Annotated in this window: 13 protein-coding genes; 5 read left to right on the top strand and 8 right to left on the bottom strand. The window is 69.0% G+C overall.

Translation table 11 applies throughout. The features are described 5' to 3' along the window. Window positions 1–53: 53 nt before the first annotated feature. The 4 genes from ESP70_RS05580 to ESP70_RS05565 form a co-directional block, all read right to left on the bottom strand. Complete coding sequence (locus ESP70_RS05580) at window positions 54–1277, bottom strand: glycosyltransferase (RefSeq protein ID WP_149688293.1); 1224 nt, start codon at window positions 1275–1277, stop codon at window positions 54–56. Then, entirely contained in the window at window positions 1274–3307 is a 2034-nt protein-coding gene (locus ESP70_RS05575) for an ArnT family glycosyltransferase (protein ID WP_149688292.1), read from the bottom strand. The genes ESP70_RS05580 and ESP70_RS05575 overlap by 4 nt, the downstream gene beginning before the upstream one ends. Window positions 3308–3394: 87 nt before the next feature. Then, entirely contained in the window at window positions 3395–4849 is a 1455-nt protein-coding gene (locus ESP70_RS05570) for a sensor histidine kinase (RefSeq protein ID WP_149688291.1), read from the bottom strand. A 5-nt stretch (window positions 4850–4854) separates the two neighbouring features. Then, entirely contained in the window at window positions 4855–5571 is a 717-nt protein-coding gene (locus ESP70_RS05565; RefSeq protein ID WP_149688290.1) for a response regulator transcription factor, read from the bottom strand. Window positions 5572–5714: 143 nt separating this feature from the next. Here ESP70_RS05565 and ESP70_RS05560 point away from each other — a divergent pair, with 143 nt between their 5' ends. Further along, window positions 5715–5969: a hypothetical protein gene (locus tag ESP70_RS05560; protein ID WP_149688289.1), complete on the top strand. Its 255-nt coding sequence runs from the start codon at window positions 5715–5717 to the stop codon at window positions 5967–5969. 22 nt (window positions 5970–5991) lie between these two features. Continuing rightward, window positions 5992–6585 carry a TetR/AcrR family transcriptional regulator gene (locus ESP70_RS05555; RefSeq protein ID WP_149688288.1) on the top strand — a complete coding sequence of 198 codons (594 nt, stop codon included), beginning with the start codon at window positions 5992–5994 and terminating at the stop codon, window positions 6583–6585. On the opposite strand, the gene ESP70_RS05550 is transcribed toward ESP70_RS05555, so the two are convergent. From ESP70_RS05550 to ESP70_RS05535, 4 genes are all read right to left on the bottom strand, one after another. Next, on the bottom strand, window positions 6576–7148 hold the full coding sequence (locus ESP70_RS05550) for a hypothetical protein (protein ID WP_149688287.1): 573 nt from the start codon (window positions 7146–7148) through the stop codon (window positions 6576–6578). The two genes, ESP70_RS05555 and ESP70_RS05550, sit on opposite strands and share 10 nt — an antisense overlap. 11 nt (window positions 7149–7159) lie before the next feature. Further along, window positions 7160–9916 carry a penicillin acylase family protein gene (locus ESP70_RS05545; RefSeq protein WP_188110504.1) on the bottom strand — a complete coding sequence of 919 codons (2757 nt, stop codon included), beginning with the start codon at window positions 9914–9916 and terminating at the stop codon, window positions 7160–7162. A gap of 308 nt (window positions 9917–10224) precedes the next feature. Continuing rightward, window positions 10225–10698, bottom strand: a complete 474-nt coding sequence (locus tag ESP70_RS05540; RefSeq protein ID WP_223148612.1) for a DinB family protein — start codon at window positions 10696–10698, stop codon at window positions 10225–10227. A gap of 128 nt (window positions 10699–10826) precedes the next feature. Then, window positions 10827–11651 carry a hypothetical protein gene (locus tag ESP70_RS05535; protein WP_188110503.1) on the bottom strand — a complete coding sequence of 275 codons (825 nt, stop codon included), beginning with the start codon at window positions 11649–11651 and terminating at the stop codon, window positions 10827–10829. A gap of 265 nt (window positions 11652–11916) precedes the next feature. Between ESP70_RS05535 and ESP70_RS05530 the strand changes: the two genes are divergently transcribed. The 3 genes from ESP70_RS05530 to ESP70_RS05520 are packed head-to-tail and all read left to right on the top strand — an operon-like array spanning window position 11917 to window position 14914. Then, window positions 11917–13155, top strand: a complete 1239-nt coding sequence (locus ESP70_RS05530) for a TadA family conjugal transfer-associated ATPase (RefSeq protein WP_246161822.1) — start codon at window positions 11917–11919, stop codon at window positions 13153–13155. After that, window positions 13143–14003 (top strand): type II secretion system F family protein, encoded by an 861-nt coding sequence (locus ESP70_RS05525; RefSeq protein ID WP_149688283.1) that lies wholly within the window; start codon window positions 13143–13145, stop codon window positions 14001–14003. Before ESP70_RS05530 ends, ESP70_RS05525 begins: the two co-directional genes overlap by 13 nt. Beyond that, complete coding sequence (locus ESP70_RS05520; RefSeq protein ID WP_246161820.1) at window positions 14000–14914, top strand: type II secretion system F family protein; 915 nt, start codon at window positions 14000–14002, stop codon at window positions 14912–14914. Before ESP70_RS05525 ends, ESP70_RS05520 begins: the two co-directional genes overlap by 4 nt. The last annotated feature ends 1 nt before the right edge of the window (window position 14915 follow it).

Here is a 14915-nt window from a genome sequence, read left to right as displayed (position 1 = left end):
GATCTTGCTGCATCGACGTGTGCGAGACAACCGGTTTCGGCGCGGGGCGCCGCTCACCCTGCGGTTTCCGGCTCTGCGCGTACGCCGCGGAAGATCCACAGCCGCATCAGGACGAAGCGCATGACGGTGACGAACAGGTTGGCCGCGGTCAGCAGGGCGACCTCGACCAGCGGATGCCCCTCGCCGCGTGCGGCCCGCAACGTCCACAACGCACCGCTCGTGACGCCGAGTCCGCACGCGAAGACCAGCAGACCCTGGAGCTGGTGCCGCAGCGCCCCGTCAGGCCCTCGGAAGCCGAATGTGAAGCGCCGGTTGGCCGCCGTGTTGGCGATCGCGGTCGTGGCGAGCGCGAGGGCGTTCGCCTCCTGCGCACCGAGCCGGCCGCGCAGAGCGACGTACAGGACGCCGTACGCGAGGGTCGACAGGATCCCGATCAGGGTGAACACGACCATCTGGGCGCTCAGCCGTCCGCCGGCGCTGCGGGCCGTCGTACGCCCGAGGGCGTCGGCGACCTCGGCCAGCGGCACCCGCCCGCGCAGCAGGGCCCAGCCGAGCCGGCCCATGCCGCGCAGGTCGGCCGCCGCGGTGCGGACGATGTCGACCCGGCTGTCGGGGTCGTCGACCCAGTCGACCGGCACCTCGTGGATGCGCAGGCCGGCCCGCTCGGCGACGACCAGCAGCTCGGTGTCGAAGAACCACTCGTTGTCTTCGATCAGCGGCAGCAGCTTCTCGGCCACGTCGCGCCGGATCGCCTTGAAGCCGCACTGGGCGTCGGAGAACCGCGCCCGCAGTGCCCCGCGGAGCATCACGTTGTACATCCGGGAGATCAGCTCGCGCTTGGGTCCCCGGGTCGTACGTGCGGTGCGGGCCAGCCGGGAGCCGATCGCGAGGTCGGAGTGCCCGGACAGCAGCGGGGCGACCAGCGGCAGCAGGGCGTTGAGGTCGGTCGACAGGTCGACGTCCATGTAGACCAGCACCTCGGCGTCCGATCGGGACCAGGCCTCCTTGAGCGCCCGCCCGCGCCCCTTCTGCGCCAGCGACACGACCGAGACGTCCTCGTGGCGGTGTGCCAGCTGATGGGCCAGGAGGCCCGTCGCGTCGGTGCTCGCGTTGTCAGCGATCGTCACGCGTGACTCATACGGCAGCGTGTGCAGGTGCCTGCGGACGGTCTCGACCGACTGCACCAGCGTCCGCTCCTCGTTGTGGACCGGGATCACGATGTCCAGCACGGTCGTGCCAACCGGTGTGTGCTCGGCGTACGCCGTTGCCGCGGTCACTGGATGCCTGCCGAGAGGTCGTAGATCGTCACGCCGTCGACGGTCTTGGCGGTGAAGTTGTCCGCCACCCACGTCGTGATCGCCGTGCTGGTGCTGCCGCCGGCGCTCATCCCGCCGCCACCGCTGGCAATGAAGTAGTGGATGTCGCCGTCGGCGACGTACTGCTTGAACTGCGCGAGCGTCGGGCTCGGGTCCGAGCCGTTGAACCCGCCGATCGCCATGACTGGCAGCTCGGTCGCGAGCTGGTAGCCCGAGGCGGTGTTGGAGCCGATCGCTGCGGCGACCCACGTGTAGGAACTGGCGTCTGTCGTCAGCAGGGCGTTGATCGCCGTGGTCGACGTCGAGCCGTTGAGCAGCCCGCCGGTGCCGCCGCCGGTTCCGCGTGGGGTGCTAGTGGTGCCGCCGGGTGCCTGGCGGGTGCCGTTCTGCGTCGGGAGCTGCCCCATCTGGCCGCCACCGCGACCGCCACCGGGTCCGCCGCCCATGCCGCCGCCCGTGTTGGGGCCGGCGGTGGGAATCGAGCCGGTGTGCGGAGTCGACGCGGTGTCCACCGCGTACGCCGTGGGGCCGGCGAGCATCGTGATGACCGCGGCGGCTCCGACGGCGAGCATGACCCGCTTGGACAGCAGCCGGTGGAGCACGATCAGCAGGGCGGCGCCGACGCCGACCACGACCACGACGTACTTGAGCCATGGGACGAATCCGTCGGCCCGGTCGAGCAGGACGAAGCTCATCGAAGCGCTGAGTGCGAGGACGAATGCGGCGCCGAGGGCGGCGACGACGGACTCGCGGTGCTCCCAGAGGATGCTGGCGCCGATGCCGATGAGCGCGGCGATCGCCGGGGCGAGCGCGACGGTGTAGTAGGCGTGGAAGATGCCGGCCATGAAGCTGAACGTCAGCCCGGTGACGAGCAGCCACCCACCCCACACGATGAGTCCACCGAGCTGGCGATCCGTACGCCCGGCCTTGCGCCGGAACCACACGCCGAGCGCCAGGCTGGCGAGCGCTGCGGGGAGCAGCCAGGCGATCTGGCCGCCGATCTCGGAGTTGAACAGCCGGAACAGGCCGGTCGCGCCCCAGTTGCCGCCGCCGGTGTTGCCGCCACCGCCGCCGACCGAGCCGACCTCGTTGCCGTTGAGCCGGCCGAAGCCGTTGTAGCCGAGGGTGAGCTCGAGGATCGAGTTGTTCTGCGAGCCGCCGATGTAGGGCCGGCTCGATGCGGGCCACAGCTCGACGATCGCGATCCACCAGCCGGCGGCGACGATCATCGACCCGAACGCGATCAGCAGGTGGCCGAGGCGCTTGCCGATCGACGGCTTGGCGGCGATGAGGTAGACGGCCGCAAGGGGCGGCGGGACCAGGAACGCCTGGAGCATCTTGGTGAGGAACGCGAAGCCGACCAGCGAACCGCCCAGCACGAGCCAGCGGACTGCCCGCTCGGGCGACTCGATCGCGCGGATCGTGGCGTAGACCGACGCGATGAGGAACAGCGTCAGCAGCGCGTCGGGATTGTTGAACCGGAACATCAGCACCGCGACCGGCGTCAGCGCGAGCGTCGCACCGGCGAGCAGCCCGGCCCACGCATTGTGGGTCGTACGCCTGACCGTCGCGTACAGCAGGCCGACCGAGCCGACGCCCATGAGCGCCTGCGGGACGAGCATGCTCCACGACGACAGCCCGAAGATGCGGACCGACAGCGACATCGGCCAGAGCGACATCGGTGTCTTGTCGACCGTGATCGAGTTCGACGCGTCGGAGGAGCCGAAGAAGAACGCCTTCCACGACGCCGAGCCGGCTTGAACTGCGGCGGAGTAGAACGAGTTGGCCCACCCGGACGCGCCGAGCCCCCACAGGTAGAGGAGCGCGGTCGCCAGCAACAGACCCAGCAGTGCGGGGCGTACGAGTGGTGAGTCGTCGGGCTTGCCCCGCCAGAGGCGCGTCGTCCAGCTCGGGGTGGAGGGCGTTCGGTCAGAGGCGGGCGCCACGGTGCGGCGCTCGGCCGCCGGCGCGATGAGGGTCGTCTGGTTCATGCCTCCACGCTGCGAGACCGGACTGGCACGACCGTGTGGCTCGTCTGTGCCACCTCTGTGAGGCGTTCAGCCCGGTCGCAGCGGCGTTCAGTCGCGGGGCAGCGTGAGGGTGAACGTCGTGTCCCCCGGGGTGCTCTCGACCGCCGCCGTGCCGTGGTGGGCGTGCATGATCGCGCGTACGAGCGACATGCCGAGGCCGGCACCACCTGATGCGCGCGTGCGGGACGAGTCGCCGCGCACGAAGCGCTCGAAGATCGTCGGCACGAGCGCAGGGTCGATGCCGGGACCGTTGTCGTGCACCTCGACCCGTACGGTGTCGCCGACCTGCAGGCGTACGTCGATCGTCGTCGTGGGTGGGGTGTGGCGGCTTGCGTTGGTGAGCAGGTTCGTGACGGCCTGGTGGAGTCGCTGCTCGTCGCCGGTCACGGTCACGGGCTCGTCGGGCACGTCGAACGTCCACTGCCGCTCCGGGTCGACGACCCGCGCGTCGTTGACCGCCTCGACGACGAGCCGGGTCAGGTCGACCGGCCTGCGGTCGACCTCGCGACCGGCATCGAGGCGGGCCAGCAGCAGCATGTCCTCGACGAGCGTTGACATGCGGCCGGCCTCGGACTCGACCTTGGCGAGGATCTGGTCGGGGTCGTCCCGGCCCGTACGCCGGCTGAGCTCGGCGTAGCCCTTGATCGTCGACAGGGGAGTGCGCAGCTCGTGCGACGCGTCGGCGAGGAACTGGCGCACCTGCTGCTCGCTCTCGTGCCGCGCGTCGAGCGCCTCCTCGACGTGTCCCAGCAGCTGGTTGAGCGCGCCGCCGACCTGCCCGACCTCGGTGTCCGGGTCGGTGAGCTCGGCGGGCACGCGTACGGTCTCGCCGATCTCACCCGATGACAGCGGCATCGCGATGACCTCGTGGGCGGTGGCGGCGACCTCGCGGAGCGGCCGGAGCTGACGGCGTACGAGGATGCGTCCGGCCACGGCCGAGACGCCGATGCCGAGCAACGCGAAGAGTGTCTCGAACCAGATCAGCTTGGAGATCGTGCTCTCGACGTCTTCGGTGGGCAGGGCCTGGACGACGGTGTTGCCCTGCGGTGTGGTGGCGGCGACCGCGCGATAGCTGCCCAGCGCCGGGACCTCGATCGTCTGGGGAGCGTCGCCCACCTCGATCTTGGCGAGCTTCTTGAGGGCGTTTCGGGACAGCTGTCGGGGGACGCCGCTGCTCGGGATCACGAGGCCGGCGAAACAGTCGTCGGCGATGATCGCCGTCAGGCTCCCGGCGGACTGCCCGCGCGCCAGGGGCGGCGGATCGCCGCAGAAGGCGTTGCTCTGGCTGTCGTTGTCGCGAGGGTGGAAGCCGCCGGGGTTGCCCTCGAACTCACCTTGGGCACGCATCTTGGACTGCTCGAGCTGTGTGTCGAGCCGGCCGGTGAGGTACGACTGCATCACGACCGTGGCCGTGGCAGCCACGAGGATGCTGACCACGGCGACCAGCGCGACCGAGGTCACGACGAGGCGGCCGGTCAGCGAGGAGGGGAGGAACTTGCGCACAGGACCTACTCTGCAGGCTTCAGGACGTAACCGGCGCCGCGCTTGGTGTGGATCATCGGCTCGTGGCCGGCGTCGACCTTCTTGCGCAGGTACGAGATGTAGAGCTCGACGACGTTGGCCTGGCCGCCGAAGTCGTAGTCCCAGACGCGATCCAGGATCTGCGCCTTCGACAGGACGCGGCGCGGGTTGCGCATCAGGAAGCGCAGCAGCTCGAACTCCGTCGCGGTCAGCTCGATCTCGCGCCCGTCGCGCACGACGTCGCGGCTGTCCTCGTCGAGGCTGAGGTCGCCGACCGTGATGACCGAGTTGGGCCGCGCGTCCATCGCACCGGCACGCCGCATCAGCCCGCGGAGGCGGGCGACGACCTCCTCGAGGCTGAACGGCTTCGTGACGTAGTCGTCGCCGCCGGCGGTCAGCCCGGCGACCCGGTCCTCGACGGAGTCGCGCGCGGTCAGGAACAGCACCGGGATGTCGGGGGACTGGGCGCGTACCTTCCGCAGGACCTCCATGCCGTCGTAGTCGGGCAGCATCATGTCGAGCACGATCGCGTCGGGGACGAACTCCTTGGCGGCGGCCACGGCCTTGCGCCCCGTGTGCGCCATCTGGATGTCCCAGCCCTCGTAGCGCAGCGCCATCTGCAGCAGCTCGGCGATGTTGATCTCGTCGTCGACGACGAGCACGCGCAGGGGTGTCCCGTCGGCCCGGGTCAGTGTGGAAGCCATGAGTTCAGTGTGGATCCCCCAGACCCGGAGCGCGTGAGAACCGCCTGTGAGCAACCTGTGAGTGCCGGTGCCGGTCGGCCGTCCCAGCCGGCGATGGGCGGGTGCACAGGTCGGTGACAGGTGGCGCCCGCATCGTGGCGGTCATGAGTGACATCGCTGACGACAGCCCTGCCCAGCCGACCTCGTGGTCGACCCGAACGCTCGTGGCCGCCGCGATCACCGCGGTCGTGCTCGGCCTGGGCGCCGGCGCGGCCCTCGGCGCCGCGGGCGGCAGTTCCGATGGCGGCATGAGGGGCGGTCCGGGAGGCGGCCCCGGCATGCAGCGCGGCCAGATGCCGCCTGGCGGCGGCCCCGGAATGCAACAGCCCGCCACGCAGGGCAACGGCGCCAACACCTGACGGCGGTCACTACGCTGAGCCCATGACGCGGCTCACCCGATCTCAGGTGCAGGACCGCAATCGCGAGACCGTGCTCGAGGTCGCCCGTGGCGCGTTCCTCCGTGACGGCTACGTCGCGACGTCGCTGGCCTCGGTTGCCAAGGAGGCCGGCTTCACGACCGGCATCGTCTACTCCAGCTTCGGCAGCAAGGCCGACCTCGCGCTGAGTGTCCTCGAACGCCTGCAGGCCGAGCAGATCAGCGCCCTCGGCGAACGGGTCGGCAGCGGGGCGTCGAGCGATGTCCTCGACCGCGTACGACAGTGGGCCGCCGAGGCGATGTCGTCCGGGTGGGTGCGGCTCGAGCTCGAGCTGCTGCTCGACACCATGAACGACCCCCGGCTGGCGGCCGCCCAGACGCGACGGCAGACGGCGTCGATCCAGCAGGCCGTGACGGTCGTACGTTCGCTCGTGCCGCCGGACTCGATGGACGACGAGACCATCGAGGTGCTGGCCGAGGCAGCCGTCGACTACGCCATCGGCCTGGCGATGCGGCAGTCGGTCAATCCCGACGCGACGCCGGACCGCTTCCTGCGGCTCATCGAGCCTCTGGTCGCGGCCATCACGCCTCAGGGATAGCGGCGGGTCTTGCCGTCGGCTGTGCCGCACTCGCCGCCGGCCACCCCGGCCGGGAAGTCGTACTTCTCAAGGACGGCGCAGTCCGGGAGCGTCTGGCCGCCCCAGACCTCACGCCACCCGCCCGCGACCTTGGCCCAGAGTGCGGCATTGCCACCGCACTGCGGGATGAAGATGCCGCCGGCTGCCCACCCACGGGTGTCGACCTTGCCGACGTGGATCTCCGGCCGCTCCGTGCAGACCTTGTCCTTGATGGCCTGCTGACGCTGGAGGTCGGCGGCGATGAACGCCTTGAAGTCCTCGGGCGCGCCGCTCAGCTTCGCGACGTCGCCGGCGCGTGCCACCGTGATCTCGTCGTCTCCGTAGTCGATCAGCGTCGAGGCCTTCGTGGGCTGCGTCGGCGTCGGGGTCGTCGACGGAGCCGGGGTCGTCGGGGTGGTCATGGTCGGCTCAGTCGTCGGCGCGGACGTCGTCGTGGGCTCGTCCGCGCCCTTGGGCTCGTCAGTGCCACCACACCCCGCTGTGAGCAACAGGATCACGATGGCTGCCGGCAGAGTCCGTCTCATGCCGACCAGTATCACCGAGCCCGATGCGTCCGGTAGTCAACGACTTGCTGGAACGTCGGACGGTTCTGCCAGTCGATCGGCCGGACCTCCACGACGCCACCCGTGGTCGGCCGGATGTAGTCGAGCGACTTGTCGTACGTCAGCTGGCTCGGGCTGCTGACGCCCTGCGCCGTCTCGGCCCGCTGGACCGCGTCGAGCAACGACGTCCGCAAGGTTGTGCGGCAGGTCGTGAGCGTGCCGCAGAGTCGATAGGCGTACGGGCTCTGCACCGTCGAACCGGTGAGCTGACGCAGCTCCTTGTCGATGTAGCCGTACCACGGCGAGCCGAGCCAGGACGAGCCCTGACCTGTGCGGGGATGGTCGTCGAGCGGCTGGGGGATCGCCCGAGCGAGCACCGATCCGAGGCCCGGCGTGGCGAAGTCGTAGGCGAGGGACTTGTCGCCGTCCTCCCACCAGGTGTCGAAGATCCGGATCGCGGCCTGGTGGGCGTACGTCCCGTCGCGGTCGTAGTCGACGCGGTGTGCGCCGGCGGCGAGCCATGCCGACAGGAGCTTGCGCGCCTCGGCGGTCTTGGGGTCGTCGCCGAGCACCTTGAGCAGACCCGGCAGCAGCGACTTGGCGCGTACGTCCTCGGTCGCGGCGTCCTCGACGATGCCGGCCAGCTGGGCGCGGCCGACTTTGCCCGCGGCGATCGCCGCTGACGCGCGCCGGCTCAGCGCCTCGGAGCGGTGCACCGAGCCGTCGGACCACTTGTCGTCGGCGGCCGCGAAGTCACGCGCCGGCTTGTTGTTCCAGCTCGCGAGGTAGCCCGTCGAGGGGTTGATCTGCTGCGGGTGCTTGGCGGCGCTGAGCCAGCCGGTCGGGTCGTACGCCTTGCCGGCCCACCGCGGCATGTCGGTGTCGGTGCCCGCCGCGCGTATGGGCAGGCGGCCGGACGAGAAGTAGGCGATGTCGCGGTTGTCGGCGTAGAACCAGTTGAACGTGTAGTCGATGCCGTTCGCAGCCTGCTTGAACGTCGTCGCGTCCTTGACGTAGTCGGGGTTGTTGAACCGCGAGAAGCCCAGGATCGATGCGGCTTCCCGGCCGTACGTGCTGCGCTCGATCACGACGGCGACCGGCACGCCCTTGACCGTCGTGCGGGTCTGCACGATGCCGTGGTTGGTGCGCCACACCTGCATCTTGAGGGTCGTGGGCGGCGTCGGGGCCGAGATGTTGGGGATCACGGTCTCCTTGTGCTCGTTGTACTGCATCGGCACGCACGCGCCGCCGTCCTTGCGGTACGACGTCGAGTTGACCGTCGGCGCGCTGCCGTCGGCGTTGCAGAGCTTCTCCATCACGGTGTCGATGTTGTCGCTGCCCGAGCTCGTCGCCGACCAGGCGTAGTCGAGTCCGTGGCCGAGCTCGACGACGAGGTTGGTGCCGGCGAACGAGACGCCGCGCGCGAACACGCCGGGACCCATCAGCACCTGCTCGCTAAGCAGCTGCGGGTTGTAGTAGCCGGTCTGCGGTCCGAACACCGCTAGCGGGTGACCGGTCTTGGTCTTGGTGGCGCCGACGAGCAGTGCGTTGCTCATGCCGTTGGCGGCGAACAGGCTGCTGAGGTCGATCGTCCCCGACGGCGTCTCCATCTGGTTGGGCACGCCGGTGAGGCCGAGCTTGAGCGCGTCGAGCAACGTCTCGATGGGATTGGTGCTGCCGGCATCGTCGCCCGACCCGGTGCCGTGGGCGCCAGTGAGGTCGGGGATCGCCACGCCGGCTTGGTGCGGGTTGAACGCCTTGTTGTCGTACGAGAACGACAGCGTCGAGGTGGTCGGCGCCTCCTTGTCGTTCTTCTCGCGCAGGCTGGCGAACATCTTGTCGGCCTTGGCGGTGCCGAACTTCTTGACCAGCTCGCCGTAGTAGATGCTGTTGGCGTACTCCTGCCCGCCGCCCTTGCCGAAGATGCCGCCGACGAGCGAGGCGACGTACGTCAGGTCGGCCCGGGTCCACGGCGTCGGCTTCTTCTGAAGGGCGAGGTACTCCGCCGGGCAGTTGAGCCCGGTCGGCAGGCCGAGGGGGCACATCTGGTTCTGCGCCGCGTTGATGCCGGCGAGGTAGGCGTCGGCGCCCTCGAGCAGTCGCTGCCCTTCTGCGCCGTTCTCGTCAGCGATGATCTGGAGCTGGTCCTGGGCTTCCTTGGGCGTGTAGTACGCCGAGCGGACCTGCGCCCGGTCCATCGCGATGTTGCCCGGCGTGCCGCCGACGAACTCCGCGCCACGACCCGCGCCGAGGTGACGCAGCGCGTCCATGAGGAACATCCGGTCCTGCGTGCCGGCGAACCCGGCGCCGAACATCGTGTCGGTGTACGTCTTGCCCGTGATGTAGGGGACGCCGTACGCATCGCGCACGATCGTCACGCCCGGCTTGGGGGTCTCGGTGCTGATGACCTTCTCCGGCACGAATCCGGCCTTCTTGTAGTCCTTGTCGACCACGGCGTCGGTGATCTGGGTCGGCGTGTGCTTCGCCAGGTCGTCGTACATCTCGAGCTGGTCGGCGTAGTTCTTCGGTGCGTTCTTGCCGTCGACTGCGGTCAGGCTGCCGCCGAGCAGCACCTGTGCGAGCTGCAGCGCGTTGATCGACCCGCGCTGGCCGGCCGGCACGATGTTGCGCACCGTGCCGTACGAGTCGGCGGTCGCGGGGGAGGGTGCGGTGGTCGCAGCGGCGGCGGGAATCGTCGCGGCTGCGCCGATGGCCAGGACGCTGAATACGGTGACGGCAAGACGACGCACGAAGGTGCTCCTCAGACTCAGAAAAGTGTTGCAGGTCACAACGATCGAAGGTGACATGGAGTTACACCTTCGCGTCCGCGAGCCCGCGTCGTCCGCATCGCGGGATCCAGCTCGGCGTATGCCTCGACCGGCATGTCGTCCAGCACGGCATCGAGCGCGTCCAGGCAGCCCACCAACGGTGGCGGCGATGGGACGAGCTCGGCGACCATGACCCCCGATCAGTAGAACATATGTTCGACTGATCCCAGACTAGACCACGCCTCCGACACAGTCCATCGCGCCGAACCGGGGATGTGGGCAACTGTCGTTCAGCGGCTGGTCACGCCGTCGATCGCCTCACGGATCAGGTCGGCGTGACCGTTGTGCCGGGCGTACTCCTGGATCATGTGGATGTAGAGCATGCGCAGCGACATGTCCTCGCCGTGGCTGTCGAACGTCACGTCGAAGTCGAGAGCCTTGGCCGCCTTTTCCGCCTCGCGCTGCTCGTTGAGCAGCTCGGCCACGGCGCGCTCGGCGTCCGCGGGATCGATGACCTTGAAGTCCGTGTCGTCGCGGGCCTCGAAGTTGTGCAGGTGCTCGATGTCCTGATGCGCCAGGCGCTTGCGGAACCAGATGCGCTCGACCTTGGCCATGTGACGTACGAGCCCCAGCAACGTGATGCTCGTCGACGGGATCGGCCGCGACGCGAGCTGCTCGGCGGTCAGCCCGGCGCAGATGTTGAGCAGGGTGACGCGATGGTGCGCCAGCATCTCCTCGAGCAGCGGCCGGTCGGGTCCGGTCATGGGGCCCTCAGGCGCGGGAGTAGGGGTCGGCACGGTCCACGTCATACGCACGATCGTTTCATGCGCCTGCTGAGACGAGTCCCTCGAGGAGGTCCCACGCAGGATTTCTCGCCGCTATCCGGACGACTTCATTTGCTCTTCTTGGCGGCGGGTGACGTGATACGCCAAACCTCGTGAGGAGTGCACCTCTTGCCAACGCACGACTGCACGAAGACACGTCGGCTGGATGCGAGGTCGATCGGAAAGTTGAAAGTCTCAGCCACATCGTTCGACGTGTCGGGCGCGAATTTGGCGCGGCCGATGATTCGCAGGGGGAATTTGCCCGCCTTGTTCTTGCGCGCATCCTGGATGACGACCTGGACCGTGCCGACGGAGTTCTTCTGCTGTGAGCCGGCAACCGTGACCTTCACGAAGTCGCGTCCGCCCTTGGTTTCCAAGCTTGCGCGGGTCTGAAGCTCCTCAGGCAAGGATCGAGAGGCGACCGACAGCTTGACGCCGCCGTAGAGCCCCATCGACGTCGCAGCTACGGCGACGGCAAGGAGCGCGGCTGGCAAGGCGATCGTGGTGCCTACGCTCGCGGTCCACACGAGTGCGACAGCCGCGAGCACCACACAGACAAGAAGCATCTTCCCGGTGATCGTGGTTTCGCCGAAGTCATCGAACAATCTTGCGGAGATCGTTGCCAGCGCGAGGGCTGCTGCGATGACCCACGCGGCGTACACATGCACGGTTGTCTTGGTTGCCATGGCGAAGAGTGACGCGACCACGCCGAGACCCACCAGCACGAACACCCACATCGAGGCGGTGGCATTCTCCGCCAGGATCCGTTGGAGGTAGCCGTCCTTGGTCCCGATGAATGTCAGGACTCCGGACAGTGTCGTGAACCCGATTCCGGTCCACGTTGCCAGACCGTCAAGACTCTCCGGGTCAAACGGGTCGTCTGTCTCTTCCACGGTCTTGAGCATGGGCAGTTTGGGAGTGGACATTGTCGCCTCCGGTCAGTTGGGCGTACCCGAGAGTCGATGCGATCAGAATGGCACTCAAACGTTGGGCTCGCTGGTGAATCCGGGTCGGGGCGCCGGCAGCCAGCTGACTCGTCGCACTTCTCGATGAGACGGCACTTCTCCACAGCTCACAGCGACAGCCTCTTCCCAAACGGGTCGGGACTCAGGCACTATCTCTTCCCAAGTCACTTCTTCGGGGGAAGAGGTTCTGGGAGTGGAATCGTCGACGTCGGCCCTGTCCGACCGCGTGCGCGATCTCGTGCGCCAACGCCGCATCGACCCGCGCACCGATGCGGTGTCCGTACGCCAGGCAGCCCTCGACGTCATCGCCGAGCACGAGTCCCGCAGCCTGACCGGCGCCGTGCGTTCGCTCGACGAACCGGAGCTGGTGATCGGCCAGATCGTCGCTGACGTGTCGGGGTTCGGGCCGCTGCAACAGTTCCTCGACGACGACACGGTCGAGGAGATCTGGATCAACGATCCCTCCCGTGTCTTCATCGCACGAGGCGGCCGGCACGAGCTGACCTCCTTGATCCTCACCGCCGAGCAGGTCCGCGAGCTCGTCGAGCGGATGCTGAGCTCATCCGGTCGCCGCCTCGACATCAGCCAGCCGTTCGTCGACGCCATGCTGCCGGGCGGGCATCGGCTGCACGTCGTGCTCGACGGCATCTCGCGAGGCTTCGCCGCCGTCAACATCCGCAAGTTCGTCGCACGCGCCCACTCGCTCACCGACCTCGTCGCGCTCGGCACCCTCGACGAGCAGAGTGCCGCGTTCCTCGATGCGAGCGTCGCTGCCGGGCTCAACATCGTGGTGTCCGGCGGTACGCAGGCCGGCAAGACGACGTTGCTCAACTGCCTCGCTGCCTCGATTCCGGGCTCCCAGCGCCTCGTCTCTGTCGAGGAAGTCTTCGAGCTGCAGTGCGGCCACCCCGACTGGGTCGCGATGCAGACGCGGCAGGCCGGGCTCGAGGGCACCGGCGAGATCTCGCTGCGGGTGCTCGTGAAGGAAGCGCTGCGGATGCGCCCGTCCCGCATCATCGTCGGCGAGGTCAGGGCGGCCGAGTGCCTCGACCTGCTGCTCGCTCTCAACGCCGGGCTTCCCGGCATGGCCAGCATCCACGCCAACTCCGCACGGCAGGCGCTGGTCAAGTTGTGCACACTCCCGCTGCTGGCCGGCGACAACATCGGGTCGAGGTTCGTGGTGCCGACCGTCGCCTCGTCCGTGGACATCGTCGTCCACACCGGCATCGACGACGATGGCAGCCGCGCCGTACGCGAGATCGTCGCGGTCACGGGCCGTGTCGAGAACGACCTGATCGAGTCCGAACCGGTCTACGTACGCCGTGCGGGCCGGCTCGAGCGTGGCCATGGCGTGCCGCTGCGCCGTGACGCGTACGAGCAGGTCGGCGTCGACCTCGATGACGTGCTGGGAGTCGGCCGATGGGGGCCCTGATCGGGTTGATGGCCGGGGTCGGCCTGCTGCTGATCGGCTGGACCTTCGCCGAGCCCGCGTGGCACCCCGCGCGTCGCAACGCTCGCAGCAAGAATCGTCTCGCAGACCTGCTCGCGCGCGCCGGGGTCGAAGGTGTCTCGCCGGCACAGATCGTCGGCATGTGTGTCGTTGCCTTCGTGCTCGCGGCGATGGTGCTGACGGCGGCCTCCGGCGTAGCGGCAATCGGTGCGATCTTCGGGCTCATGGCGAGCGCGGTGCCGATTGCGATCCTGCGTGGGCGAGCCGAGCGGAGGGCCCGCGAGCACGCGGCACTGTGGCCCGATGCCGTCGACAATCTCTCGTCTGCCGTACGTGCGGGGCTCTCGTTGCCCGAGGCGCTGATGCAGCTGGGGGAGCGCGGGCCCGAGGGCCTGCGAGCGCCGTTCGGGCAGTTCGGCCGCGACTACCAGGCGACCGGCCGATTCCACGACTCGCTCGACCTGCTCAAGGCGCGACTCGCCGACCCCGTCGGTGACCGGGTGATCGAAGCGTTGCGCATCGCGCGCGAGGTCGGCGGCGGCGACCTGGGCCGCATGCTGCGCTCGCTCTCGGGCTTCCTGCGCGACGATCTCCGTACGCGCGGCGAGCTCGAGTCCCGGCAGTCCTGGACCGTCAACGGTGCTCGCCTCGCGGTCGGGGCGCCGTGGGCCGTCCTGCTGTTCATGTGCCTGCAGCAGGACGTGGTCGAACGCTTCGCCACCACCGCAGGTCTGGTTGTCCTCACGAGCGGCGCGGTCCTCTGCGTGGTGGCCTATCGCCTCATGCTCTGGATCGGCCGGCTGCCCACCGAGAAGCGGATCCTCGCGTGACCGGGGCGATGATCGGGCTGTTGCTGTCCAGCGGTCTGCTCCTGGTCGCGTCTGGTTGGGCGCGCACGCGACGCCCCTCGCTCGACCAACGGCTGGCACCCTACCTCCGTGACGTACACCCATACGCCGTGGTGCCCGGCCGCTCCCACGGCGTGGTCGAGGCGGTGTTCGGGCCCTCGATCCGCAGGGCCGGACAGGTCGTGGGTGACCTCGTCGGGGGCTCCGCGAGCGTTTCGCAGCGCCTCGTGCGACTGGGATCGACCATGACGGTCGAGGACTTCCGCATCCGCCAGGTGCTGTGGGGCGCGGCCGGTCTTGCCGGCGCGATCGGCATCTCCGCGCTGCTGTGGTCCGAACGCGGCACGGGCGTCCCGGTGCTGCTGGTCATCTGTGTCGTCGGTTTCGTGAGTGGCGTCCTGATGTGCGACAACAACCTGTCCAGCCAGGTCAAGGCGCACGAGCAGGAGCTGCAGGCGGAGTTCCCGGTGGTCGCCGATCTCTTGGCGCTCGCGGTCGCCGCCGGTGAGAGTCCGGTCGCCGGCCTCGAGCGGATCATGAAGGTCTGCCACGGCGCGCTGTCCGACGACCTCGCCCGTGTCGTCGCCGACATCCGCACCGGGACGCCGATGGCGTACGCGTTCGACGGGCTCGCTGCGCGCACGGGCGTCACGAGCATCGCGCGATTCGCCGAAGGCCTGGCCATCGCGGTCGAGCGCGGCACGCCCCTGGTCGACGTGCTGCACGCCCAAGCAGCCGACGTTCGCGAGGCGGGCCGACGCGACCTGATGGAGGCCGGCGGCCGCAAGGAGGTCGCGATGATGGTGCCGGTTGTGTTCCTGATCCTTCCGGTCACTGTCGTGTTCGCGTTCTTCCCCGGCTACATCGGACTTCATCTGACCTCAGGTATGTAGG

The sequence above is a fragment of the Aeromicrobium ginsengisoli genome (assembly GCF_004134905.2).
Classification (GTDB): domain Bacteria; phylum Actinomycetota; class Actinomycetes; order Propionibacteriales; family Nocardioidaceae; genus Aeromicrobium; species Aeromicrobium ginsengisoli.
Note: the sequence above shows the minus strand (reverse complement) of the source record. Positions and strands in the feature narration are given on the sequence as shown.